Origin of the sequence: Streptomyces davaonensis JCM 4913, assembly GCF_000349325.1 — a bacterium.
Classification (GTDB): domain Bacteria; phylum Actinomycetota; class Actinomycetes; order Streptomycetales; family Streptomycetaceae; genus Streptomyces; species Streptomyces davaonensis.
Window position 1 is genome coordinate 7,402,162 of record NC_020504.1, and the last position, 24,751, is coordinate 7,426,912.

24 protein-coding genes are annotated in these 24,751 nt (G+C 70.2%); 15 read left to right on the forward strand and 9 right to left on the reverse strand.

Going from position 1 to position 24,751, the window contains the following annotated elements:
* Positions 1 to 31: 31 nt before the first annotated feature.
* Both BN159_RS32680 and BN159_RS32685 read left to right on the forward strand, forming a co-directional pair.
* Positions 32 to 676: a GntR family transcriptional regulator gene (locus BN159_RS32680; protein WP_015661309.1), complete on the forward strand. Its 645-nt coding sequence runs from the start codon at positions 32 to 34 to the stop codon at positions 674 to 676.
* A gap of 69 nt (positions 677 to 745) precedes the next feature.
* Entirely contained in the window at positions 746 to 1,762 is a 1,017-nt protein-coding gene (locus BN159_RS32685; RefSeq protein ID WP_015661310.1) for a 1-aminocyclopropane-1-carboxylate deaminase, read from the forward strand.
* Between the two features lie 72 nt (positions 1,763 to 1,834).
* Here BN159_RS32685 and BN159_RS32690 read toward each other — a convergent pair whose 3' ends face one another.
* From BN159_RS32690 to BN159_RS32725, 8 genes are all read right to left on the reverse strand, one after another.
* Positions 1,835 to 3,037 carry a TerD family protein gene (locus tag BN159_RS32690; protein ID WP_015661311.1) on the reverse strand — a complete coding sequence of 401 codons (1,203 nt, stop codon included), beginning with the start codon at positions 3,035 to 3,037 and terminating at the stop codon, positions 1,835 to 1,837.
* A gap of 65 nt (positions 3,038 to 3,102) precedes the next feature.
* Positions 3,103 to 3,324, reverse strand: a complete 222-nt coding sequence (locus BN159_RS32695) for a hypothetical protein (RefSeq protein ID WP_015661312.1) — start codon at positions 3,322 to 3,324, stop codon at positions 3,103 to 3,105.
* Between the two features lie 398 nt (positions 3,325 to 3,722).
* Positions 3,723 to 4,712: a zinc-dependent alcohol dehydrogenase family protein gene (locus BN159_RS32700; protein WP_015661313.1), complete on the reverse strand. Its 990-nt coding sequence runs from the start codon at positions 4,710 to 4,712 to the stop codon at positions 3,723 to 3,725.
* Positions 4,709 to 5,533, reverse strand: coding sequence for a carbohydrate ABC transporter permease (locus BN159_RS32705; RefSeq protein ID WP_015661314.1), 825 nt, complete (start codon positions 5,531 to 5,533; stop codon positions 4,709 to 4,711). Before BN159_RS32705 ends, BN159_RS32700 begins: the two co-directional genes overlap by 4 nt.
* The gene (locus BN159_RS32710; protein ID WP_015661315.1) at positions 5,530 to 6,471 is read right to left on the reverse strand and encodes a carbohydrate ABC transporter permease; all 942 of its coding nucleotides are present in this window, start codon (positions 6,469 to 6,471) and stop codon (positions 5,530 to 5,532) included. Before BN159_RS32710 ends, BN159_RS32705 begins: the two co-directional genes overlap by 4 nt.
* Positions 6,468 to 7,835: an ABC transporter substrate-binding protein gene (locus tag BN159_RS32715; RefSeq protein WP_015661316.1), complete on the reverse strand. Its 1,368-nt coding sequence runs from the start codon at positions 7,833 to 7,835 to the stop codon at positions 6,468 to 6,470. The genes BN159_RS32710 and BN159_RS32715 overlap by 4 nt, the downstream gene beginning before the upstream one ends.
* 85 nt (positions 7,836 to 7,920) lie before the next feature.
* A complete protein-coding gene (locus BN159_RS32720; RefSeq protein ID WP_015661317.1) occupies positions 7,921 to 8,688 on the reverse strand; it encodes a DeoR/GlpR family DNA-binding transcription regulator in 768 nt (255 codons plus the stop codon).
* Between the two features lie 317 nt (positions 8,689 to 9,005).
* A complete protein-coding gene (locus BN159_RS32725) occupies positions 9,006 to 9,815 on the reverse strand; it encodes an NAD-dependent epimerase/dehydratase family protein (RefSeq protein ID WP_015661318.1) in 810 nt (269 codons plus the stop codon).
* A gap of 160 nt (positions 9,816 to 9,975) precedes the next feature.
* On the opposite strand from BN159_RS32725, the gene BN159_RS32730 reads away from it, so the two are divergent.
* On the forward strand, positions 9,976 to 10,920 hold the full coding sequence (locus tag BN159_RS32730; RefSeq protein ID WP_015661319.1) for a 5-dehydro-4-deoxyglucarate dehydratase: 945 nt from the start codon (positions 9,976 to 9,978) through the stop codon (positions 10,918 to 10,920).
* Positions 10,917 to 12,071: a hypothetical protein gene (locus BN159_RS32735; protein ID WP_015661320.1), complete on the forward strand. Its 1,155-nt coding sequence runs from the start codon at positions 10,917 to 10,919 to the stop codon at positions 12,069 to 12,071. The genes BN159_RS32730 and BN159_RS32735 overlap by 4 nt, the downstream gene beginning before the upstream one ends.
* Here BN159_RS32735 and BN159_RS32740 read toward each other — a convergent pair.
* On the reverse strand, positions 12,008 to 13,240 hold the full coding sequence (locus BN159_RS32740) for an MFS transporter (protein WP_015661321.1): 1,233 nt from the start codon (positions 13,238 to 13,240) through the stop codon (positions 12,008 to 12,010). The two genes, BN159_RS32735 and BN159_RS32740, sit on opposite strands and share 64 nt — an antisense overlap.
* Positions 13,241 to 13,376: 136 nt before the next feature.
* Between BN159_RS32740 and BN159_RS32745 the strand changes: the two genes are divergently transcribed.
* The 11 genes from BN159_RS32745 (at position 13,377) to BN159_RS32795 (ending at position 24,742) form a co-directional block, all read left to right on the forward strand.
* Positions 13,377 to 13,964, forward strand: coding sequence for a TIGR03086 family metal-binding protein (locus BN159_RS32745; RefSeq protein ID WP_015661322.1), 588 nt, complete (start codon positions 13,377 to 13,379; stop codon positions 13,962 to 13,964).
* 123 nt (positions 13,965 to 14,087) lie between these two features.
* Positions 14,088 to 14,744 (forward strand): GntR family transcriptional regulator, encoded by a 657-nt coding sequence (locus tag BN159_RS32750; RefSeq protein ID WP_015661323.1) that lies wholly within the window; start codon positions 14,088 to 14,090, stop codon positions 14,742 to 14,744.
* Positions 14,741 to 15,652 carry a dihydrodipicolinate synthase family protein gene (locus BN159_RS32755; protein ID WP_015661324.1) on the forward strand — a complete coding sequence of 304 codons (912 nt, stop codon included), beginning with the start codon at positions 14,741 to 14,743 and terminating at the stop codon, positions 15,650 to 15,652. Before BN159_RS32750 ends, BN159_RS32755 begins: the two co-directional genes overlap by 4 nt.
* Positions 15,649 to 17,379 carry an L-arabinonate dehydratase gene (gene araD / locus BN159_RS32760; protein ID WP_015661325.1) on the forward strand — a complete coding sequence of 577 codons (1,731 nt, stop codon included), beginning with the start codon at positions 15,649 to 15,651 and terminating at the stop codon, positions 17,377 to 17,379. The genes BN159_RS32755 and araD overlap by 4 nt, the downstream gene beginning before the upstream one ends.
* Positions 17,380 to 17,461: 82 nt before the next feature.
* Entirely contained in the window at positions 17,462 to 18,397 is a 936-nt protein-coding gene (locus tag BN159_RS32765) for a carbohydrate ABC transporter permease (protein WP_015661326.1), read from the forward strand.
* A gap of 23 nt (positions 18,398 to 18,420) precedes the next feature.
* The gene (locus tag BN159_RS32770; protein WP_041822069.1) at positions 18,421 to 19,287 is read left to right on the forward strand and encodes a carbohydrate ABC transporter permease; all 867 of its coding nucleotides are present in this window, start codon (positions 18,421 to 18,423) and stop codon (positions 19,285 to 19,287) included.
* Complete coding sequence (locus BN159_RS32775) at positions 19,284 to 19,670, forward strand: hypothetical protein (protein WP_015661328.1); 387 nt, start codon at positions 19,284 to 19,286, stop codon at positions 19,668 to 19,670. Before BN159_RS32770 ends, BN159_RS32775 begins: the two co-directional genes overlap by 4 nt.
* Entirely contained in the window at positions 19,667 to 20,821 is a 1,155-nt protein-coding gene (locus BN159_RS32780; protein WP_015661329.1) for a Gfo/Idh/MocA family protein, read from the forward strand. Before BN159_RS32775 ends, BN159_RS32780 begins: the two co-directional genes overlap by 4 nt.
* A complete protein-coding gene (locus tag BN159_RS32785; RefSeq protein WP_041820163.1) occupies positions 20,821 to 21,666 on the forward strand; it encodes a DUF6807 domain-containing protein in 846 nt (281 codons plus the stop codon). The genes BN159_RS32780 and BN159_RS32785 overlap by 1 nt, the downstream gene beginning before the upstream one ends.
* The gene (locus BN159_RS32790) at positions 21,663 to 23,186 is read left to right on the forward strand and encodes a glycoside hydrolase family 43 protein (protein WP_015661331.1); all 1,524 of its coding nucleotides are present in this window, start codon (positions 21,663 to 21,665) and stop codon (positions 23,184 to 23,186) included. The genes BN159_RS32785 and BN159_RS32790 overlap by 4 nt, the downstream gene beginning before the upstream one ends.
* Positions 23,187 to 23,398: 212 nt before the next feature.
* Positions 23,399 to 24,742 (forward strand): ABC transporter substrate-binding protein, encoded by a 1,344-nt coding sequence (locus BN159_RS32795; RefSeq protein WP_041820166.1) that lies wholly within the window; start codon positions 23,399 to 23,401, stop codon positions 24,740 to 24,742.
* Positions 24,743 to 24,751 lie beyond the last annotated feature (9 nt).

Below are 24,751 nucleotides of genomic sequence, written 5' to 3' on the forward strand. Positions count from 1 at the left end.
GCGCCCGGATTGACATCTAACATTTCAGTTCATGGAGGCCATCCGACCGGTGAGCCGCACCCTGCTCAGGGACCGTGCCTACGCAGCCATCAGGGACGCCATCGTGGCCGGGGAGATCGAGCCCGGCGCGGTGGTGCGGGACGCCGAGCTGGCCGAGCGTCTCGGCCTGTCCCGGGCCCCGGTGCGCGAGGCCTTCTCGCGGCTCGTGGACGAGGGGCTGCTGGAGAGCAAGCCGCAGAGCTATACGCGCGTGACGCCGGTCGTCGCCGCCGATGTACGGGACGCCGCCGCGGTCGTCGGGGCGATGCACGAGCTGGTCACGAGGGTGGCCGTGGACAGGCTGCGGGCCTCGGACATCGAGACGATGCGGGAGGCCAACGAGAGGTTCGCCGACGCGGTCGGGACCGGTGACGTCGATTCCGCCCTGCGCGCCGACGACGAGCTGCACGAAGTGCTGATCCGGGCGAGCCGCAACCGCGCGGCCGCCGCGACCGTTGCCCGCTACACCCCCCTCATCCGCCGCCTGGAGCGACGGCGCTTCGGCGAGGGCGGCGCCTGTCGTTCGCCCGGACTGCACGAGCGGCTGATCGAGGCGTGCGCGGCGGGCGACACGGAGGCGGCGGTGCGGGTCACGGCGGAGATCTGGCGGGGGCTGGAGGAGCTGGCCGCCGACTGAGCCGAACCGAGTCGTACGGAGTCGATCCGAGTCGTACCGAGTCGAACCGAGTTCATCCGGGAGGACCGTATGTCCCTTGCTTCCTTCGAGCGTTACCCACTGCTCTTCGGCCCGTCGCCGGTGCACCGACTCGAGCGCCTCACCGCACACCTCGGTGGCGCCTCGGTCTGGGCCAAGCGGGAGGACTGCAACTCCGGGATCGCGTACGGCGGGAACAAGACGCGCAAGCTGGAGTACCTGGTCGCCGACGCGCTCGCGCAGGGGTGCGACACGCTGGTGTCGATCGGCGGGGTGCAGTCCAACCACACCCGTCAGGTCGCCGCCGTCGCGGCCCGTGCCGGGCTCAAGTGCGTGCTGGTGCAGGAGAGTTGGGTGGACTGGCCGGACGCGGTCTACGACAAGGTCGGCAACATCCTGGTCAGCCGGCTCGCCGGAGCCGATGTCCGGCTGGTGCGGGCCGGGTTCGGGATCGGGTTCAAGGAGAGCTGGGAGCAGGCGCTCAGGGAGGTCGAGGAGAGCGACGGCAAGCCGTACGCCATTCCCGCGGGCGCCTCCGACCATCCCCTCGGCGGGCTGGGCTTCGCGGGCTGGGCCTATGAAGTCGCCAAACAGGAACGGGAATTGGGCGTCTTCTTCGATACGGTCGTCGTCTGCTCGGTGACCGGGTCGACGCAGGCCGGGATGGTCGCCGGGTTCCGCGCGCTGGAGGAGGCCGGGGGCCGTACGCGGCGCGTCATCGGGGTGGACGCCTCGGCCGCGCCCGCCCGGACCCGGGAGCAGATCGCGCGGATCGCGCACGGCACCGGGCGGCTGATCGGCGTACGTGCGGAGCTGACCGTGGCGGATGTCGAACTGGACGAGCGGTACCACGCGGGGACGTACGGGATACCCGACGAGGCGACGCTGGCGGCGATGCGGCTCGCGGCGCGGACCGAGGGGATGGTCACGGACCCGGTGTACGAGGGGAAGTCGATGGCCGGGCTGATCGACATGGTGACGCGCGGGGAGATCGGGCGGGATGCGACGGTGCTGTACGCGCATTTGGGCGGGCAGCCGGCGCTGAACGCGTACAGCGCGCTGTTCTGACCTCTGGGTGACCGACGGCTCGGGCGCCCCCTGATGGGGGTCGGGGGCGCCCCGGAGCTTCTCGGCTAGTGGCTACAGCGCCTGGGCCGCGGGCTTCACCATCCCTCGGACCGTGCGGGACTTCACGAAGTCGCCCATGGCCGTCATGTCCCACTCGCCGGAGAACTGGCGGATGAGCTTGGCCATCATCACGCCGGTCTGGGGTTCGGCGGAGGTCAGGTCGAAGCGGACCAGTTCCTCGCCGGTCAGTCCGTCGATCAGGCGGCAGTAGGCCTTGGCGACCTCGGTGAACTTCTGGCCCGAGAAGGAGTTCACGGTGAAGACCAGGCCGGTGACCTCCTGGGGGAGCCGGCCGAGATCCACGGTGATGACCTCGTCGTCGCCTCCGCCCTCGCCGGTGAGGTTGTCGCCGGAGTGGCGGATGGCGCCGTTCACGATCTGGAGCTTGCCGAAATAGCAGCTGTCGATGTGATTGCGCTGCGGGCCGTAGGCGATGACCGAGGCGTCCAGGTCGATGTCCTTGCCGCGGTACGCGGGCTCCCAGCCGAGGCCCATCTTGACCTGGGAGAGCAGGGGGCGGCCGCCCTTGATGAGGGAGACGGTCTGGTTCTTCTGGAGGCTGACCCTGCCCTTGTCGAGGTTGATCTTTCCGGCGCCGGGGGCGGCGGCCGGGGCGGGGGGTGCGGCCGGGGGCATCTGGGGGGCGGGCGGGGTGACGGGGGGTGCCATGGTGGGCTGGGGCGGGGCGACCGGGGCCGGTGTCGGCGTGGGTGCCGGTGTGGGTTCCTCGACCGAGACGCCGAAGTCGGTGGCGATGCCGGCGAGGCCGTTGGCGTAGCCCTGGCCGACGGCTCGGGCCTTCCAGGCGCCGTTGCGGAGGTAGATCTCCACGATGACCAGGGCGGTCTCGGTGCCGAGCTGCGGGGGTGTGAAGGTGGCCAGGGCGGAGTTGTCGTCGGCGTTGCGGATGGTGGCCGTCGGTTCGATGCCCTGGAAGGTCTGGCCGGCGGCGTCCGGGCTGGCGGTGACGACGATCTTCTCGATGCCGGGGGGCACGGCCGTGGTGTCGACCGTGATCGCGTCGGGGGCCGTGCCGCCGCCGGAGCGGTACGTCACGCCGGGGCCCGTGGGCTGGTTGTAGAAGATGAAGTCGTCGTCCGAGCGCACCTTGCCGTCGGCGGTGAGCAGCAGGCTCGATACGTCGAGCCGCACCGGGGCGGTGACGTCCACCGTCACGCGGGCGACGGGCAGAGGGATGTTCGAGCCGGGGGTCATAGCTGTCATGTCCCTCTGAACGACCGAGGTCGCTTTACCGTTCCCTTACCAGGGGCCCGATCGGGTCAACGGCGGTTGCGAGGGTGGTTCCGGGCGGTGCGCTCGTTGCCGTGCTTGTAGTTCCCGGTCCACCGAGCCATGACAAGCTGCGCGTCCCCACGGCTGACTTCCTCGACGAACTCCTGAGCCCGGGCCCCGCGCAGCGTCCCCGCGACCCGCCCCGCATGCGTAATCCGGACGGTCCCGTCCCCCAGCACCATGTACTCAAACCCACTCGGTCTCGACATGCCGGCGATCCTACGACCGCCCCTGACCAGCAATCGAACCCTTTTTCTCGCCCCCGCCGCCCCTACCCGTCCCATCCCCTGGGGGCTGCCGCCCCCAGCCCCCCGCTATCGGCCCTGAAGGGGCCTCGTCCTCAAACGCCGGACGGGCTGAGAGGGGGCGGGCGGGGGATGGGGACAGCTGCGGTCTTGCCCTCACACGCCGGACGGGTTGAGAGGAGCGGGGCTGCGCTGCCTTGGCCCTGAGTTCCGGGCGGGCTGGAAGTGCCGGGTGCGGCAATTCAGCCCCTCCGGCGTTTGAGGAGCGGGGGTCCAGGGGGCGGAGCCCCCTGGGCGGGGTGAAGGGGCTGCCGCCCCTTCAGGATGGGACGGGTAGGGGCGGCGGGGGCGAGGAAGGGTTTTTACGGGACTACGACTATTTTGCGGCCCACTCCCGACGCGAACTGGTTCAGGGCCTCGGGGTAGTGGGCCAGGGGGAGGCGGTCGCTGATGAAGATTTCGGGGTTCAGGGCGCCCGTTGCGAAGAGTTCCGCTGCTCGCTCGAAGCTGTGCAGGACTGCCATCGAGCCGGTGATGGTGATCTCTTGGTTGTAGATGCGGTAGGGGTCGATCTCGACGCGGGTCGAGTAGTCCGCTACGCCGAATTGGAGGAACGTGCCTGCCTTGGAGACACGGTTCAGGCCGTCCTGGATTGCGGACGCGTTGCCCGTTGCGTCCACCACCACGTCCCAGCCCTGGGGACGGTCCAGTTCGTCCGCGTTCGTCGAGGAACCTGATACGCCCAACTCGCGTGCTGTTTCTAGGCGCGTCGCGTTTACGTCCACCACGTCCACACTTGCCGCACCCGTTCGCTTCGCCAGCTCCAGCATCATCAAACCCATCGTTCCCGAGCCGTAGATCAGGACATGGGCGCCGAGGCGGGAGCGCAGGACGTCGTAACCGCGTACCGCGCAGGACAGGGGTTCCACCAACGCCGCGTCCTGGGTGCGGACGTGGTCCGGCAAACGGACGCAGTTCGCCACCGGGGCCACCGCATACTGCGCCGCGCCGCCCGCCGTCGTCACGCCGATCGCTGCCCAGCGCTCGCAGAGGTTGTTGTGGCCGGTGCGGCAGTAGCGGCATTCGTAGCAGTAGAGGGAGGGGTCCACCGCCACTCTGTCGCCGATCGAGAGCTCCGTCACCTCCCGGCCCACTTCCACCACCTCGCCCGCGAACTCGTGCCCCGGCACAATCGGCAGCTTCGGTGCGAACTCGCCCTGAAGGATGTGCAGATCCGTCCCGCAGAGGCCGCACGCCGCCACCTCCACCACGACCTCCCTCGGCCCCGGCGTCGGGTCGGGGACCTCGGTGACCACGGCCCTGCCCACGGACTCGATGACGGCGGCCTTCATTTCACTGCTCCCAACGACAGGCCCTGGACCAGCTTGTCCTGGGCGGCGAACCCCGCGGCGAGCACCGGCAGGGAGATGACGAGCGACGCGGCGCACACCTTCGCCAGGAACAGGCCCTGGCTGGTGATGAAGCCGGTCAGGAAGACGGGGGCCGTTTCCGCCACGACTCCCGTCAGCACCCTCGCGAACAGCAGCTCGTTCCAGCTGAAGATGAAGCAGATCAGGGCCGTTGCCGCGATTCCGGGGAGGGCTATCGGGGCCACCACCCGGGCGAGGATCGTGGGTAGCTTCGCGCCGTCCACCCGCGCCGCCTCGATCACCGCCACCGGCACCTCGGACAGGAACGACTGCATCATCCAGACCGCGATCGGCAGGTTCATCGAGGTGTAGAGGATGACCAGCAGCCAGATGTTGTCCAGCATGTCCGTGTTCTTGGCGAAGAGGTAGATCGGGAGCAGGCCCGCTACCACCGGCAGCATCTTCGTCGACAGGAAGAAGAACAGGACGTCCGTCCACTTCTTCACCGGGCGGATCGAGAGGGCGTAGGCCGCGGGGAGGGCCAGGAGGAGGACCAGCAGCGTCGATGCCACCGACGCGACCGTCGAGTTGATCAGGGACGGCCACGGGCTCGCCCCGCCGCCGGTGCCGAAGAACTCCCGGTAGCCGTCCAGCGTGAGTGCGGCACCGAAGGACGGCGGGTTGGTCGCCGCGTCCTCCTCCGAGTGGAAGGAGGTCAGGGCCATCCAGGCGATGGGCAGGAAGAACAGGATTCCGACGAACCAGGCCAGCAGGCCGAGACCGTTGCGGCGTACGGCGTTCATGCGCGGGACACCTCCTCGCGGAACAGGGACGAGACGACCCGCAGCGCGAAGGTCGCGATGATGATCGAGCCGATGACGACCAGGACGCCGGCCGCCGAGGCGAGGCCGTTCTCATGGGCCTGGTAGAAGCTCTGGTAGACGGTGTAGGGGAGGTTCGCCGTGCCCAGTCCGCCCGAGGTGATCGTGAAGACCGCGTCGAAGTTCTGGACGATGTAGATCGAGCCCAGGAGGGCCCCGAGTTCCAGGTAGCGGCGCAGGTGCGGGAGCGTCAGGTGACGGAAGATCTGCCAGTCGCTCGCGCCGTCCACCCGGGCCGCCTCGATCTGTTGCTGGTCACGGCTCTGGAGGCCCGCCAGCAGGATCAGCATCATGAAGGGGGTCCACTGCCACACCAGGGCGGCTTCCACCGCGAGCAGCGGGGTGTTGGAGATCCAGTCCGGCTGCGGTCCGCCCACGTAGTGCAACAGCCCGTTGAACAGGCCGTATTCGGGGTTGTACAGGACGTGCTTCCAGAGCAGGGCCGCCGCCACCGGGACCACCAGGAACGGGGCGATCAGCAGGGTGCGGACCACGCCCCGGCCCTTGAACTTCCGGTCCAGCAGCAGCGCCAGGGCCAGGCCCAGGACCAGGCTGGCCAGCACCACGGCGGCCGTGAGCAGGACCGTCGTCCACACCGAGCGGCGCAGATCGGCGTCGGTGAGGACCTCCGAGTAGTTCGACAGGCCCGTGAAGCTGCGGGCGTCGGGGTAGAGGGAGTTCCAGTCGAAGAAGGAAATCACCAGCGTGGCCACGAACGGCAGCTGGGTCACCGCGATCATGAAGATCAGGGCGGGCAGGAGCGGGGCGCGGGTCGCCCAGGCGCGCAGTCGGTCCGAGGGGGGACGCTTCTCCGCGCGTACGGAGGGTGCGGCGATCGGAGCGGTGGTCGTGGCGGTCATCGTCCCTCGTACTCCTCGGAGATCTTCTCGGCGAGCGACTGCGACTTGCTCAGGGCCGACTCGACGGACTGCCGTCCGGCGATGGCCGCGCTGATCTCCTGGGAGACCTTGGTACCGAGATCGGTGAACTCGGGGATGCCGACGAACTGGATGCCGGGCGCCGGACGCGGCTGCACCCCTGGGTCGTTCGGGCGGGCGCCCTCGATGGCCTCCTTGGTCATCTCCTGGAAGGCGGCGGCCTCCGCGCGGTAGTCGGGGTTGGCGTAAGTGGAGGCACGCTTGCCCGCCGGGACGTCGGACCAGCCGACCTCGTCGCCGACCAACTGCTCGTACTGCTTGCTCGACGCCCAGGAGACGAACTGCCAGGCCTTGTCGGGGTTCCGGGAGGCCTCCTGGATGCCCCAGGCCCAGGTGTAGAGCCAGCCGGAGGACTCGGTCCGCTCGACCGGGGCGGGCGCGTAGCCGACCTTGCCCTTGACCGGGGAGTCGGCGGACTCCAGGGAACCGGCGGCGGATGTGGCGTCGTACCACATGGCGACGTTGCCCTGGGTCATGTTGTTCAGGCACTCGGCGAAGCCGGCCTGGGCGGCGCCGGACTCGCCGTGCTCACGGACCAGGTCGACATAGAACTTCGTCGCCTTTTCCCATTCCGGGGAGTCGAGGCGGGCGTTCCAGTCCTTGTCGAACCAGGTGCCGCCGAAGGTGTTCACGACGGTGGTGAGCGGTGCCATGACCTCGCCCCAGCCGGGCAGTCCGCGCAGGCAGATGCCCTTCATGTCCGGCTCGGCCCCGTCGACCCGCGCGGCGAGGTCCGCCACCTGCTGCCAGGTGGGGTGCGCGGGCATCGTCAGGCCCTCCTTCTCGAAGATGTCCTTGCGGTACATCAGGAAGGACGACTCGCCGTAGAAGGGCTGGCCGTAGAGCTTGCCGTCGTCGCCGGTCAGGGACTCGCGCATCGGGCCGAGGACGTCCTGCTCGTCGTAGGCCGGATCCTTCGCGACGTAGGAGTCCATCTCCTTCAGCCAGTCGTTGCGGGCGTAGATCGGTATCTCGTAGTTGGAGAGCGTGGCTACGTCGTACTGGCCGGCCTGGTTGGCGAAGTCCTGGCTGATCTTGTCGCGGACGTCGTTCTCGGGCAGGACCGTGAAGTTGACCTTGATGCCGGTCTCTTCGGTGAAGTGGGGAGCCAGTTTCTGGAGCTCCACCATCTGGGGGTTGTTGACCATGAGGACGTTGATCGAGTCGCCGCCCGATCCGGCCCCGCCCGCTCCGACCCAGCAGCCGGAGAGCAGCGGGGCGAGCAGCGTCCCTGCGGCGGCCGCGGCGAGCGTGGCTCGCGGCCTCCGTCGGCTCTGGGTTCGCATGGATCGCTCCTGGACGTATGGGGAGATAAGGGGTGCGAGCGGGTGTGGGTGTGCCCCGCGGGGACGTTCTCGTTCGTTTCGGGGGTCAGACTCGGATGATCTGCGGGCCCAGTAGGGAGTAGCGGTGCGCCTCCGCCGCCGGGAGCAACGTGCTCGTCACGATCGCCTCCAGCGCGCCGACCTCCGCGAACCGGCAGAAGCTGACGGCGCCGAACTTGGTGTGCACGCCCGCGAACACCGTGCGCCGGGAGGCGCGTACGGCCTGGGCCTTGACCTCGCTGACGGCGGGGTCGGGAGTGGTCAGTCCGTGCTCGCGGGAGATGCCGTTGGCGCCGATGAAGGCGAGGTCGATGACGAAGCCGGCCAGCATCTTCGTCGTCCAGTGGTCGACGGTGGCCAGCGTGCCGGCCCGGACCCGGCCGCCGAGCAGCAGTACGGAGATGTGTTCCGCCTCCGCCAGGGTGCCCGCGACCGGCAGGGACGCGGTGACGACGGTCAGCGGGCGGTCCCTGGGGAGCGCCTCGGCAATGAGCTGGGGAGTGAAGCCTTCGTCCACGAAGACGGTCTCGGCGTCCCCGAGCAGCTCGGCCGCGGCGGCCGCGATCCTGCGCTTCTCGGGTACGTGGCTGGTGGCGCGGAAGGCCAGCGTGGTTTCGAAACCGGCGCTCTCCACGGGGTAGGCGCCGCCGTGGGTGCGGCGGACCAGGCCGTGGTCCTCCAGGGCGCGGAGGTCTCGGCGTACGGTCTCCTTGGCCACGCCCAGGTGGTCGGCCAGCGCGTTGACGTCGACGGAGCCGGTGGCGCGGGCCGCGCGGATGATCTCGCGTTGGCGTTCTTCCGCGGTCTTGTTCATCTTCGTCACCCGCCCTTCCGCTGCGCTGCCCGTTCGGGCGCTTGAGGGAATTTCTACAGCGGGTGTGTGGCGGTGACCAGGTTTGTTACCAGTGTGATGCTGACCGTTGTGTGCCCGTTCGGGCGTCGGGGGTGGGGTGTGGCGGTCGAGTGCCGGCTGCGGGTGCGTCGTGGCTGGTCGCGCAGTTCCCCGCGCCCCTTGACCGGCGTTCCTGCACCGCTTCCTGGCCTGCTCGGGATGTCCTTGGGGGGTGCCCGAATGGATGGAGTGACGGGCCCGTTCTCTGCCCGTTCGCCCTCGCGCGCGCTCCTGATCGGTCAGTACGGCCAGATCGGCGGGTCGTTCACGAAGTGGCCGCCCAGGTAGGCATGGGCCTCGTTCGTGGGGTCCAGGTCGCCCTGTTCGGCGATCAGTTTCTCGGCGTAGGGCTCGGAGTCGTCCTGGGGGGCGTAGCCGAGGGCGCGGGCCGAGGTGAGGTCCCACCACAGGCGGGTGTTGGCGGAGGAGCCGTGGACGACCGTGTGGCCGACGTCCTCGGCGGTCAGGGCCGCGTGCAGCAGGCGGGCGCCGTCGCCGGGGCTCATCCAGACCGACAGCATGCGCACGCTGGTCGGCTCCGGGAAGCAGGAGCCGATGCGCACCGACACCGTCTCCAGGCCGTACTTGTCCCAGTAGAACTGGGCGAGATCCTCGCCGAAGGATTTGGACAGGCCGTAGAAGGTGTCCGGGCGGCGCGGGGTGTCGACCGGGATCAGCGGGTCGTCGCCCTGGGGGCGGGGGGTGAAGCCGACCGCGTGGTTGGAGGAGGCGAACACGATGCGCGCGACGCCCTCCTCGCGGGCGGCCTCGTACAGGTTGTAGGTGCCCTCGATGTTCGCCTTGAGGATCTTCTCGAACGGGGCTTCCAGGGAGATCCCCGCAAGGTGGATGATCGCGTCGACGCCGCGGACGGCCTCGCGCAGGGCCTCCTTGTCGGCGAGGTCGGCGACGATCGCGTCCGGTTCGCCGTCGATGGGCCGCAGGTCCAGCAGGCGCAGCCGGTAGCCGTACTCCGGGAGCAGGTCCCGCATCAGGGTGCCGAGGCCGCCGGCGGCGCCGGTGAGCAGAACGGTGCGGGGCGCTGGCATCCTCGGGTCTCCTTGAGTAGACGGTTGCATGACTGCGCGCTATTCACACTCGTGGACAAGCTATGGATCATCGCCCTGGCCCGTCAAGGGTGGCGAAGCTTGTGTTCATAAACATAAACTTCGATCAGAGACCTGCACGCACCCGTTCTAGGGAGAGCCTGTGACGCCAGCCGACCTCGCCGCTCGACTCGGCATCCCCAGCGGGCCGCTGTTCTTCCCGGTCACCGCCTACGGCCCCGACGGCGCCGTCGATCACGACGTCTACCGCGAGCATGTGCGCCGCGGGGTGGACGCCGGGGCCGCCGCGGTCTTCGCCTGCTGCGGCACCGGGGAGTTCCACGCGCTGACGCCCGAGGAGTACCAGGAGTGCGTCCGGGTGGCCGTTCAGGAGACGGCGGGCCGGGTGCCCGTCGTCGCGGGCGCCGGATACGGCACCGCGCTCGCCGCGCGCTACGCGCGGCTCGCCGAGGCGGCCGGCGCCGACGGACTGCTCGCCATGCCGCCGTACCTCGTGCTCGCCGGGCAGGAGGGGCTGCTGCGGCACTATCGCGAGGTCGCCGCGGCCACCGCACTCCCTGTCATCGTCTACCAGCGCGACAACGCCGTGTTCACCCCGCAGACGGTCGTCGAACTGGCCCGTACGGACGGGATCGTCGGGTTCAAGGACGGCCTCGGCGACCTGGACCTCATGCAGCGGATCGTCAGCGCCGTACGCACCGAAGTCCCCGGCGATTTCCTGTACTTCAACGGACTGCCGACCGCCGAGCAGACCCAGCTCGCCTACCGCGCCCTCGGCATCACGCTCTACTCCTCGGCTGTGTTCTGCTTCGCCCCCGAGATCGCCCTCGCCTTCCACAAGGCGCTGCGCACCGGCGACGACGCCACCGTGCGCCGCCTGCTGGACGGCTTCTACCGGCCGTTCGTCGAACTGCGCGCCCAGGGGCGTGGATACGCCGTGGCCCTCGTGAAGGCCGGGGTCCGGCTGCGCGGGCTCGACGTGGGGGAGGTCCGGCCGCCGCTGTCCGAGCCGGCCGAGGACCATGTCAAGCAGCTCGCGCTGCTGATCGAGCGTGGGTACGCGCTCCTTGAGGAGGACGGCAAGTGACGGCGTCGGCATTCGTCTACCCCTGGGACGTCAACGGCGACCCGGAGGCGGCCGGGCGGATCGCCGCCCTCGGTGTGTCGCAGGTGACCCTCGCCTCGGCCTACCACTCCACGCGCGCGTTGACCCCCCGCCACCCGCGCCACCGCATCGTCACCGCCGAACACGCGGCCGTGCTGTACCCGACGGACGACCGCTGGCAGGGCCGTGAACTGCGCCCCTACGCGGCCGGGGACTGGGCGCCCGGCGACGCCTACGGCGAGGCGGCCCACGCCCTCGCGGAGGCCGGTCTCGACGTGCACACCTGGGTCGTGCTCGCGCACAACTCCCGCCTGGGCGTCGAGCATCCGCACACCTCCGTCGTCAATGCCTACGGGGACCGCTATCCCTGGGCCCCGTGCATCGCACAGCCCGCCACGCGCGCGTACCTGACCGACTTGGCCGCCGAGGCGGCGGTACGGCCCGGCGCGCGCGGCACCGAGCTGGAGTCCCTCGGCTGGTACGGACTCGCCCATCTGCACGCCCACGACAAGACCGGCGGGGTCGGCCTCGGCGAGGCCGGGCAGTACCTGATGTCCCTCTGCTTCTGCCCCACCTGCCGCCAGGGCTACGGCGCCCAGGGCCTGGACGCCGACGAGCTGGCGGCGGTCGTACGGGCCGCGCTGGAGCCGCTGTGGCGGGGCGAGGGCGCCGACGAGGGCTGGGCGGACGTGGAGAAGCTGCTCGGGGAGGCCAACGCGGCCGCCACCCGCGCGTGGCGCGACGAGACCGCCCGTACGCTCCAGGAGGCGGCCGTCGCCGCGGTCCGTGCCGCCGCCCCGGCCGGGTTCCAGGTGCTGCTGCACGCCGACCCGGTGCCGTACCGCTGCGGGGCGAACGCCGGGGTGGATGCCGCGCACATACTCTCTGTCGCCGATGGTGTGGTCGTGCCCTGCACGGGCGGTACAGGCCTGCTGACGCCGTTCGCCGAGCAAGGTGGTGTTCTCGCCGCCAACTTCACCGTGGTCTCCGGGTTGGGTGGCAGCCCCGGCACCCTCGCCGACGACATCGCCCGCGCGCGGGACCTCGGCGCCACGGAACTGCGGCTGTATCACGCGGGGTTGGCGTCCGACGGCGACTTGGAGCTGGTGCGCTCGGCGCTCGCCGGGGACTGAAACAGGGCCGCCGCTGTCGCGAGCAGCGTGACTCCGGTGACGGCCAGCAGCAGCCGGTGATCGACCGCCTCGACCAGGGCCGCGCCCGCGGCGAGGCCGATCACGTTCGGGGTGAACACCAAGGTGTTCGCGGTGGCGGTGACCCGGCCCAGCAGCCGGTCCGGGGTCCGCTGCTGGACCTGGGTGAGCGCGGCGATCAGTACGGCGGGCAGGCCCGCGCCGATCGCCGCGCTGCACGCCAGCGCCACGGCGTCGGAGGGCACGGCCCGCAGCGCCACCGCCGCCCCGAACAGGGCGATCCCGCACGCAGCGAACCGCTGGGTGCCGAGGCGGCGCAGGGCGGGCCCGGAGAGCAGGCCCACCGCCACCGATCCGGCGCCCTGGACGGCGTAGAGCACACCCGCGTAGGCGGGGGAGTGGCCGAGGTCCTCGACGACCGGGTAGATCAGGGCGCCGCTGACCCCGGCGCAGAGCATGGTGGTGCCGCCCGCCAGGGTCAGGGGGCGCAGCATGGGGTGGGACCACACATAGCGGGCGCCCTCGGCGGTCCGGGTCCGCCAGTGGGCGGTGGGCGGCTCCGGTCGGCGCTCCTGGACCCGCAGGCGGGCGTAGAGACCGGCGGCCGCGACGAAGGTCAGCGCGTCCAGGAGGGCGACGCTCGCGCCGCCGTGGAGCGTGTAGAGAGCGGCGCCCGCGGGCGGGGCCAGGATCTTCATGCCCTCGCCCGCCGTCATGCGCAGTCCGTTGAAGTCGCCGAGCAGGGGCCCCGGGACGGCGGAGGCGACGAGGGCGGACTCGGCCGCGTCCTGGACGACGCCCGCGGCGCCGTACACGAAGAGGACCGCGAAGAGGAGCCACAGGGCGGTCGGGGAGTCGACCGTGAGCAGGGTCAGCAGGAGCGCAGCGAGCAGGAGGTTCGTGGCGATCAGCAGGGGTACTCGGCGGGTGCGGTCGGCGAGCGTGCCGAGCAGGGGGCCGGCCAGGGTGGGCGCCCACATCGCCAGCATGCACAGCGCGGCGAGAGCGTCGGAGCCGGTGAGGTCCTTCACCCACACGCCCGCCACCAGCCACAGCGCCGAGGTCCCGAATCCGGAGATCACGACCCCGGCCAGATAGCGCCCCGCGGTGCGGTCGCTCAGCACGCGGAGCAAGGTCCATTTCGTTGTCATGCCTGGCCATCGTGGGTCTAAGGACGTGGCGCAGGGATCGGGCAGGTGTCCTAGATACGGCTCGGGCGATGAGTTTTCGGTGGCTGGGAGGTCAACCCTTCACGACCATTCCGGGAGTGCGGAGGAGTAGCCAATGATGGATCCGATCATCGATCTCGGGCCCCAGACCCAGGTCCTGGCCCGTCTCGTCGAGGGCGTGCGCGACGAGCAGCTGATGGACGAGACGCCGTGCCCTGACCTGCGTGCCCGCAACCTGCTCGGGCACCTGCTGGGCCTGACCGTCGCCTTCCGGGACGCCGGTCGCAAGAGCCTGGGCGGCACGACCGACACCAACCCCTTCGACGCCGTTCCCGACATCGGCCCCGGCTGGCGCGAGGAGTTCCCCAAGGTCTTCGACGAGCTCGCCGAGGTCTGGCGTGACCCGCGTGCCTGGACCGGGATGACCCGGGCGGGCGGCTTCGACCTGCCCGGCGCGGTCGCCGGTGCCGTGGCCATCGACGAACTGGTCATCCACGGCTGGGACCTGGCCCGTGCCACGGGGCAGCCGTACAACCCCGACCCGACCGCCCTCCAGGCCACCTACGACTTCCAGCTCGCGTCGAAGGACGACCCGAGCCGCGGCGAGATCTTCGGCCCGATCGTCCCCGTACCGGACAGCGCGCCCTTGCTGGACCGGACGGTGGGGCTGAGCGGGCGGAATCCGGGGTGGACGCCGGGGGCATGAGCACGCACCCCCCAACTTCCTTTGTCAGAAGCATTGACGAAACACAGAGGCGCTCCTACCTTCATCGCGTCGTACTTCGTACGTCATATATGAGACGCGATATGTGAGATCCGAGAGGCGCGCATGACCTCTGTGCCCACGCCGATCCCCTCCCGCACGCAATACGTGCTGGAGGAGATCAAACGCCGTATCCTCACCGGCCGGCTGACGCCGGGTCAGGCTCTGGTGGAGACCGAGCTCGCCGCGCAGTTCGGGGTGTCCAAGACCCCGGTGCGCGAGGCGCTCAAGACGCTCGCCGGGACCGGGCTCGTCGTGATGAACCAGTACAAGGGCGTCACGGTGCGCATGGTGGACGCGGACATGGCGCGCGAGGTCTACGACGTGCGGCTGCTCCTCGAACCCGAGGCGCTGAAGCGGGCGGTGCGCCGCGGCGCCTCCCTCGACGACGCACGCGACGCGCTGACCCGCGCCGACCGGGCCACCGACGCCGCCGAACGCTCCCTGGCCAACAGGGAGTTCCATCGCGCGCTGTACCTGCCCTGCGGCAACCCGCTGCTCGGCCGGATGCTCGACGAGGTCCGCGACCAGGCCGCCCTCGTCTCCGCCGTCGCCTGGGCCGCCTCGCCCTCCTGGGAGCGGGAGGCCGGTGAGCACCGGGAGATCCTCCGGCTCGCCCTCGGCGGCGACGCGGACGGCGCGGCCCGCGCCCTGCACGCCCACATCGCGTCGTTCGTCGAGCGGGCGTTCCCCGAGGCCGCGGACCAGGAAGGTCAGGAATGAGCAGCGCGACGTTCGAGACCCAGCGGGCGGCCCTGGCCGACGTGGTGTCGATCCCGGTGACCCCTTTCGCCGAGGACGGCAGCGTCGACCAGGACACCCACCGGGCCCTGCTGCGTCGACTGCTCGACGGGGGGATCCGCACCCTCACCCCCAACGGCAACACCGGCGAGTTCTACGCCCTCAGCCCGCAGGAGCGGCAGCTCGTCACCGAGATCACCCTCGACGAGGTCGGCGACCGCGGCGTGATCCTCGTCGGCGTCGGCCATGACGTGCCCACCGCCGTCGCCTCCGCCCGGCACGCCCGGGAGCGGGGCGCCGCGATGGTGATGGTCCATCAGCCCGTCCACCCGTACGTCTCGCAGGGCGGCTGGGTCGACTACCACCGCGCCATCGCCGAGGCCGTCCCCGAGCTGGGGGTCGTGCCCTACATCCGCAACGCGCAACTCAGCGGCGCACGGCTCGCCGAGCTCGCCGACTCCTGCCCGAACGTGATCGGCGTGAAGTACGCCGTCCCGGACGCCGCCAAGTTCGCCGCTTTCTCCCGGGACGCGGGTCTGGACCGGTTCGTCTGGGTCGCCGGGCTCGCCGAGCCCTACGCCCCCTCCTACTTCTCCGCGGGCGCCACCGGCTTCACCTCGGGGCTCGTGAACGTCGCCCCGGCCGTTTCGCTGAACATGATCGAAGCGCTTCGATCCGGGGACTACCCGGCCGCCATGAAGGTCTGGGAACAGATCCGCCGCTTCGAGGAACTGCGCGCCGCCAACGGCTCGGCCAACAACGTCACCGTGGTCAAGGAGGCCCTCGCCTCCCTCGGCCTGTGCCGCCGCGAGGTCCGCCCGCCGAGCAAGCCGCTGCCCGAGAGCGACCGCGCCGAGGTCGCCGCCATCGCCGCCGGATGGTCCATATGACCGGCCGCAGACGACCCGAGGAACTGAGAAGCCATCAGTGGTACGGCACCGAGGGCCAGTTGCGCACCTGGTCGCACAACGCCCGGATGCGGCAGCTCGGTTACGAGGCGGAGGAGTACCGGGGCCGCCCGGTGATCGCCGTCCTCAACACCTGGTCCGACATCAACCCCTGCCACGTCCATCTGCGCGAGCGCGCCGAGGCGGTCAAGCGGGGCGTGTGGCAGGCCGGCGGATTACCGCTGGAGTTCCCGGTCTCCACGCTCTCCGAGACCTACCAGAAGCCGACCCCGATGCTCTACCGCAACCTGCTGTCGATGGAGACGGAGGAGCTGCTGCGCTCCTACCCCGTCGACGCGGCGGTCCTGCTCGGCGGCTGCGACAAGTCGACGCCCGCGCTGCTGATGGGCGCGGCCTCGGCCGACGTCCCCTCGCTCTTCGTGCCCGCGGGGCCGATGCTGCCGGGACACTGGCGCGGGGAGACCCTCGGGTCCGGCACCGACATGTGGAAGTACTGGGACGAGCACCGCGCGGGCAACCTCACCGACTGCGAACTGCGGGAACTGCAAGGCGGGTTGGCGCGGTCGCCCGGCCACTGCATGACCATGGGCACCGCGTCCACGATGACCGCGGCGGCGGAGGCCCTCGGGATGACCCTGCCGGGTGCCTCGTCGATCCCCGCTGTTGACTCCGCGCACGAGCGGATGGCCGCCGCCTCCGGGCGCCGCGCCGTGGAACTCGCCTGGACCGGACCGGCCCCGTCCCGGATCCTCACCCGCGAGGCCTTCGAGGACGCCGTCACCACGGTGCTCGGACTCGGTGGCTCCACCAACGCCGTCATCCATCTGATCGCGCTCGCCGGTCGCTGCCAAGTGCCGCTCACCCTCGACGACTTCGACCGCATCGCGCGCACCGTGCCGGTGCTGGCGAACGTCCGGCCCGGCGGACGGACGTACCTGATGGAGGATTTCTACTTCGCGGGCGGACTGCCCGGGTTCCTCTCCCGCATCCCGGACCTGCTCCACCTGGACCGGCCGACCGTCAACGGCACGCTGGGGGAGCAGATCGAGGGTGCCGTCGTCCACGACGACGACGTCATCCGCACCCGCGAGAACCCGGTCGCCGCTGAGGGCGGGGTCGCCGTGCTGCGCGGCAACCTCTGCCCGGACGGCGCCGTCATCAAGCACATCTCCGCCGAACCGCAGCTCCTCAAGCACACCGGGTCCGCCGTCGTCTTCGACGACTACAAGACCATGCAGCGCACCATCAACGACCCGTCGCTCGGCATCACCGCCGACAGCGTGCTGGTGCTGCGCGGCTCCGGGCCCAAGGGCGGTCCGGGCATGCCCGAGTACGGCATGCTCCCCATCCCCGACCACCTGCTCAAGCAGGGGGTACGGGACATGGTGCGGATCTCCGACGCCCGGATGAGCGGCACCAGTTACGGCGCGTGCGTGCTGCACGTCGCGCCGGAGTCGTACATCGGCGGACCGCTCGCCCTGGTCCGCACCGGTGACTCCATCACCCTCGACGTCACCGCCCGCACCCTCCATCTCCACGTGGACGACGAGGAGTTGGCGCGGCGCAGGTCCGAGTGGGCACCTCCGCCCGCCCGTTACGAGCGGGGCTACGGCGCCCTCTACAACGAACAGATCGGCCAGGCCGACACCGGCTGCGACTTCGAATTCCTCGCCCGGCCGGGCCAGGTGCAGGACCCTTACGCCGGCTGAACCACCCCTCGGCCACCGCACTCTTCGGTCGAAACCTCGAACAGTGATCGGAAAGCGCTTCACCGAGAACGGAGAGACAGTCATGGCCCAAGCCGCTGCCGTGGCGAAGCCGCCCGCGCCACCGAGGCGGCGCCGTGCCTCCGCGACCCCGCGCAGGCTCCCTTACCTGCTGATCGCCCCGGCCGCCCTGCTCATGCTCGGCTTCATCGCCTACCCGGTCATCAGCGTCTTCTACTACAGCCTCCAGAACTACAACCCCACCAAGCCCTGGCGGAACGGCTACGCGGGCTTCGACAACTTCGTCCACGCCTTCACCGACGACCCGCTGTTCTGGGACACCCTGACCTTCAGCGCCAAGTGGGTCTTCGTCGAGGTCGGACTCCAGTTGCTGTTCGGACTCGCGCTGGCCCTCATCGTCAACCAGACCTTCGTCGGGCGGGCCATGGGCCGTGCGCTGGTCTTCTCGCCGTGGGCCGTCTCGGGCGTGCTGACCTCCGCGATCTGGGTGCTCCTCTACAACTCCCAGACGGGCATCACCCGTTACCTCGCGGACATGGGCATCGGCTCCTACGGCACCAGCTGGCTGTCGGACACCTCCACCGTCTTCCCGGCGGCGATCGTCGCCGACCTGTGGCGCGGGGTGCCCTTCTTCGCGATCCTCATCCTCGCCGACCTCCAGTCCGTCTCCAAGGACCTCTACGAGGCCGCCGAGGTCGACGGGGCCAGCCGGTTCAAGCAGTTCTGGCACATCACGCTGCCGCATCTGAAGGACGCCATCATCCTGTCCACGCTGCTGCGCGCGGTCTGGGAGTTCAACAACGTCGATCTGCTCTACACCCTCACCGGCGGCGGACCCGCGGGCGAGACGACGACCCTCCCGCTGTACATCGCCAACACCAGCGTCGACGCCCACAACTTCGGCTACGCATCCGCCCTGACGACGGTCGCGTTCGTGATCCTGCTCTTCTGCTCGATGGTCTATCTGCGGCTGAGCAAGTTCGGAGGTGAGAGCAAGTGAGCATCAAGGAAGCCGCCCCGGTCATGGACACCGCCCCCAAGTCCCCGCCGCCGCCCCGCCCTTCGGGCAAGCACCGCGCCTGGGACGAGGTCCCGCGCTGGCAGATCTACCTCCCGCTCGGCATCTACCTGCTCTTCACCCTGATCCCCTTCTACTGGATCCTGCTCTTCGCGCTCCGCCCGGCCGGCTCGACCTCCCTGGTGCCCTGGCCGATGACCTTCGACCACTTCGACAAGGTCTGGAACGAGCGCAGCTTCGGCACGTACTTCCAGAACAGCGTCTACGTCGGTCTCGCCACCCTGGTGATGACGACGGTGGTCGCCCTGGCCGGCGGCTATGCCCTCGCCCGGTTCGACTTCAAGATCAAGCGGGCGTTCATGCTGGCCCTGCTCTGCTCCCAGTTCGTGCCGGGCGCGCTGCTGCTGGTGCCGCTGTTCGAGATCTTCGCCGAGCTCCAGATGATCAACTCGCTGGGCAGCGTCATCCTCGCGGAGACCGTCTTCCAACTGCCGCTGTCGATGTTCCTGATCAGCAACTTCATCAAGAACGTGCCGTACTCCCTGGAGGAGGCCGCCTGGGTGGACGGCTGCGGCCGGCTACGGGCCTTCCGGGTCGTCGTACTGCCGCTGCTGCGGCCCGGACTGATCGCCGTCGGCTCCTTCGCCTTCGTGCACTCCTGGAACCACTTCCTGTTCGCCCTGATGTTCCTCAACAACCAGGACAAGCAGACCATCCCGGTCGGCCTCAACACCCTGATGAGCGCGGACAGCGTCGACCTCGGCGCGCTCGCCGCGGGCGGCATCGTCGCGGCCGTACCCGTGGTGATCGTGTTCGCCTTCATCCAGAAGTGGCTGATCACCGGCTTCAGCGCCGGGGCGGTGAAGGGATGAGACGGCACTGGTTCATCGTCCCGCCGGCCCTGCTCGGGGTGTTCGGCTTCCCCGCGCACGCCGAGGGCCGCGACATCGGCCGCGACACCCTGCCCGCGAACGACGGCTACGCCACCGACGGCTACGACCGGAAGCAGTACCTCACCGCCTACGACCCCCGCACCTGGGGCGCCGCCAAACCGAGCGTCCTGAAGGGTGCGAGCCTCCAGGTCAGGGATGCCGCCAACGTCATCGTCCGCAACCTCGCCTTCACCACCCCCGGCCATATCGAGGTCGCCGACCTGGTCAAGGGCTGGACACCTACCCTGCACACAAAGATCGACAGCGCCGCGGCGGCCGACCGAGCGGTGGCCCGTGGCGCGGGCGCAGGGAGGATCCCATGAGCGTAGACATCGTCCTGGCGGGCGCGCGCGGGCACGGCCGCTGGCACCTGGACAACATCCGACGGCTCCAGGACAAGGGCGTCGTCCGGCTCGCCGGAGTCTGCGAGCTGACGCCGCTGACCGAGGAGGAGATCCCCGAGGGGCTCGGCACGCCCGAGCAGTCCGCCGACTTCGGCTCGCTGCTGGACTCCACCGGCGCCCGGGTCGCGGTGATCTGCACCCCGATCCCGACCCACACGGACCTGGCGCTCGAAGCGGCCCGGCGCGGCGTGCACCTCCTCCTGGAGAAGCCGCCCGCCCCGTCCTACGCCGAGTTCCGGCGCATGGCCGACGGGGTCGCCGAAGCCGGGGTCGCCTGCCAGATCGGCTTCCAGTCGCTCGGCTCGCACGCGGTGCCCGCGATCCGTCGGATGATCGCCGACGGCACCATCGGCGAACTCGTCGGCATCGGTGGCGCCGGCGCCTGGGCCCGCCCCGAGTCCTACTACCGGCGTGCCCCCTGGGCCGGGAAGCGGCGCCTGAACGGCGTCGACGTGATCGACGGGGCGCTCACCAACCCGCTCGCGCACGCCGTCGCCACCGCCCTCGCGCTCGGCGGATCCAGCCGCGCCGAGGACGTCACCGACGTCGAGACCGAGCTGCTGCGCGCCAACGACATCGAGTCCGACGACACCTCCTGCGTCCGCGTCGCCACCGCCCAGGGCCACCGGGTCACCGTCGCCGCCACCCTGTGCGCCGAGCACCCCGACGAGCCGTATGTCGTGGTGCACGGCAGCAGCGGCCGGATCACCTTCTGGTACAAGCAGGACCGGGTGCTGCTCCAGCGCGCGGACCACGGCCCCCAGGAGTCCGAGTACGGCCGCACCGACCTGCTGGAGAACCTCGTCGCGCACCTCACCGACGGCGACGAACTGCTGGTCACCCCCGAACTGACCGGTGCCTTCATGAAGGTCGTCGAGGCGATCCGGCTGGCCCCCGACCCCGCCCCGCTGCCCGAGGGGGCCTGGCACCTGCTCCCCGGTGAACAGCGCCGAGTCGTGCCCGGCGTGGACGGCCTTGTCGAGGCCGCCGCCGACACCCTTGCCCTCTACTCCGAGCTGGGCGCCCCCTGGGCGCTTCCCCACGGTCTCCGCAAAGAGGTGAGCACATGATGACGTCCAGCGACACCCCGGTCCTGCGGGTCGCGGGCCGCCCGGTCGGCCGCTACGTCACCCGGCCCGAACTTCCGGCCCGGCTCTCCCCGCGCCCGTATCTGCACCCGGTCACCACCCTGTCCGGTACGGCGGTCACCGAGCTCCAGCCCGCCGACCACCTCCACCACCTCGGCGTCGGTGTCGCCGTTCCCGACGTCGAGGGGCGCAACTTCTGGGGCGGACGCACCTACGTCCGCGACCAGGGCCCGACCGAGCAGGACAACCACGGCGCCCAGCGCCACGCCGCCTTCCAACTCCGCGACCCCGACGGGTTCGTGGAGGAGCTGCGCTGGATGGCGTCCGGTGCCGAGCTGCTGCGCGAGCGCCGTACCGTCGCCGCGACCGAACTCACCGACTCCGCCTGGGCGTTGGACTTCACCTTCTCGCTCACCAACGTGACCGCGGGCGCGCTCTCCATCGGCAGCCCGGCCACCAACGGGCGCCCCGGCGCGGCCTACGGCGGATTCTTCTGGCGGGCCCGCAAGGAGGAAACGCCCCCGGACGTCCTCACTCCGGACGCGGATGGCGAGGAGCGGGCGCACGGCCGCCGGGCCGGCTGGGTCGCCCTGGTCGGCTCCTCCTGGACGCTGGTCTTCGCGGGCGCCACCGAACGCACCCGTCAGGACCCGTGGTTCGTACGCGCCGACGAATACCCCGGAGTCGGCTCCTCCCTCGCCCACGACCAGCGGCTGCCGGTGCCGCCCGGCGACACCGTGGTCCGACGGGTGGTCACCGTCGTGGCGGACGGCCGCCTCGACCGCGCCGGGGCCGCCGCCCTGGTCCGCAAGGCGGTGAGCCCGTGACGACGTACACCAACCCAGTGACCACGTACACCAACCCCATCCTCAACGCCGACTGGTCCGACCCGGACGTCCTGCGCGTCGGGGACGACTTCTACCTCACCGCCTCCAGCTTCGGCCGCGTCCCGGGACTGCCGCTGCTGCACTCCCGCGACCTCGTCAACTGGACCCTCATCGGCCATGCCCTCGAACGCCTCGAACCGGCCGCCGAGTTCCGCACCCCACGCCACGACTGCGGTGTCTGGGCCCCCTCCCTGCGCCACCACGCCGACCGCTTCTGGATCTTCTGGGGCGACCCCGACCAGGGCATCTACCAGGTCAACGCCCCCGGAATCCGGGGCCCTTGGACCCGACCGCACCTGGTCAAGGCGGGCAAGGGCCTGATCGACCCCTGCCCGCTGTGGGACGAGGAGACCGGCGAGGCCTATCTGGTGCACGCCTGGGCCAAGTCACGCTCCGGCGTCAAGAACCGCCTCACCGGGCACCGGATGCACCCCGACGGCACCGAACTCCTCGACGAGGGCAAGGTGATCGTCGACGGCGACCGCATCCCCGGCTGGTTCACCCTGGAGGGCCCCAAGCTCTATCAGCACGACGGCTGGTTCTGGATCCTCGCCCCGGCCGGGGGAGTGGAGACCGGCTGGCAGGGCGCCTTCCGCTCGCGCGGCTTCTTCGGCCCGTACGAGGAGCGGATCGTCCTCGAACAGCGGGACACCGACATCAACGGCCCCCACCAGGGCGGCTGGGTGCGCACCCCGGCCGGGGAGGACTGGTTCGTCCACTTCCAGCAGCGGGGCGCCTACGGCCGGGTCGTGCACCTCCAGCCGATGCGCTGGGCCGCCGACGGCTGGCCGGTGCTCGGCGCCGACGGCGCCCCCGTCGCCGTACACCGCAATCCCGCGCTGCCGCCGCAGTCGCCCGCCGCGCCCGCCACCGACGACAACTTCCCCGGCGGCCGGTACGGCAGACAGTGGCAATGGACGGCCAATCCGCGCGAGGGCTGGTCCACCCAGCACTCCGCCGACGGGCTCCGGCTCACCTGCGTCCGCTCGGACGACATGCACGACCTGCGCAGACTGGCGAACGTCCTCACCCAGCGGCTGCCCGGAACACCGGCCACCGTCGAGGTCGAACTGCGCCTGGACAGCGAGGAGTCGGGGGCGCGGGCCGGACTCGCGGTGCTCGGGGACGCGTTCGGCTGGATCGGGCTCCAGCGGGACGGCGAGGGCGCGGTGTTTCTGGTTCATCGCTTCGCCGAGCCGGTCGCCGAACGTGAGCGGGACGCCGCGCATCCCCGCCTCGCCCCCGAGGGCCGCGCCCGGCTCCGCGTCGAGATCACCCCCGGCGCCCGCTGCCACTTCTCCTACGACGTCGGCGACGGCTGGACGCCCTCCGGTCCCGTCTTCGCCGCCACCCCCTGGCGCTGGGTCGGCGCTCTGCTCGGCCTCTTCGCCCTCGCGCCCACCGGCCAGGGACACGCCGGCGCGGCAACCTTCTCGCGCTTCAGGGTCACTACCTCGTAACTCACCTTCTTCTTACGCCTGTTGGGAGCCGCAATGACGCAACTCCATAGCAAGCGCTTGCCATGGGCGGGCGGAACCATGGCCGCCGTCGTGGTACCGATCGCCGCCCTCGGTGGGCCGCAGGAGCACATGGGCCCGTCCCACCCCACTCACTGACCCCCACAACTCCATATCCCGCTGGATCCGGAAGACCAGAAGAAGAGAGCCGACCAATGAAGATCAGCATCCGTAGAAGCAGGCGCGCCGCCATGGCCGTCGCCCTGGGCTCCGTGCTCGCCCTCACCGCCACCGCCTGCGGAGACGACGGCAGTGGCGGCGGCGGGGACAAGGGATCCGAGGGATCCGGCAAGGGCGAGATCGTCTTCTGGGACAACAACGGCGGTGTGCGCACCGACATCTGGAAGGAGATCATCGCCGACTTCGAGAAGGCGAACCCGGACATCAAGGTCGAGTACGTGCCGATCGCCGCGACCGAGGTGCAGTCGAAGTACGACACCGCCATCCAGGGCGGCGGACTGCCGGACGTCGGCGGTGTCGGCGCCGCGATGCTCGCCGGGATCTCCGCCCAGGACGCGCTGGAGCCCGTCGAGGACCGGTTCGCCAAGTCCTCCCTCTCCGGCAAGCTCAACGAGGACATGGTCGAGTCGGTCAAGGCGGCCGGCGGCTCCGACGAGCACATGTACTCGATCCCCACCTCCGCCAACAACGGTGTCCTCTACTACCGCACCGACCTGTTCAAGAAGGCGGGCCTGGCGGAGCCGACCACCTGGGACGCCTTCTACACGGCCGCCGAGAAGCTCACCGACTCCGGCAAGAACGAGTTCGGGTACACGATCCGCGGTGGTGCGGGCTCGATCGCGCAGGCGCTGGACGCGATGTACGGGCAGAGCGGGATCACCGAGTTCTGGAACGGCGACAAGGCCACCGTCAACGACCCGAAGAACGTCGAGGCGCTGGAGAAGTACGCGGCGCTGTTCAAGAAGGTCACGCCTGCCGCCGACCTCAACAACGACTTCACCAAGATGGTCGCGCAGTGGGACTCCGGCACGATCGGGATGCTCAACCACAACCTCGGGTCGTACCAGGACCATGTGAAGGCGCTCGGGGTCGAGAAGTTCCGGGGTGTCCCGCAGCCGGTCGGTTCCACCGGTGAGCGGGTTCAGGTCTCCAACCCCGTTGACGGTCTCGGCCTGTTCAAGAGCTCCAAGAACAAGGACGCGGCGTGGAAGTTCATCGAGTTCGCGGCGTCTCACGAGGCGAACTCGAAGTGGAACGAGTCGGCGGGCGCGATTCCGTCCAACACCGAGGCTGCGCAGGACGCTTGGATCAATGAGGCCGAGCCGACGAAGCTGGCCGCTGCCGCGTTGAACGACGGTTCTACGACCATTGTTCAGCTTCCCTACTACCTGCCTGACTGGAACACGATTTCCAAGGCGGACAACGAGCCGAACTTCCAGAAGGTGCTGCTCGGGAAGATGAGTGCGGAGGAGTTCTTGGACACGGTTGCTGAGCAGCTGAATGAGGCTCAGGCCGAGTGGAACGAGCAGAAGTCCTGATCGGTCGGG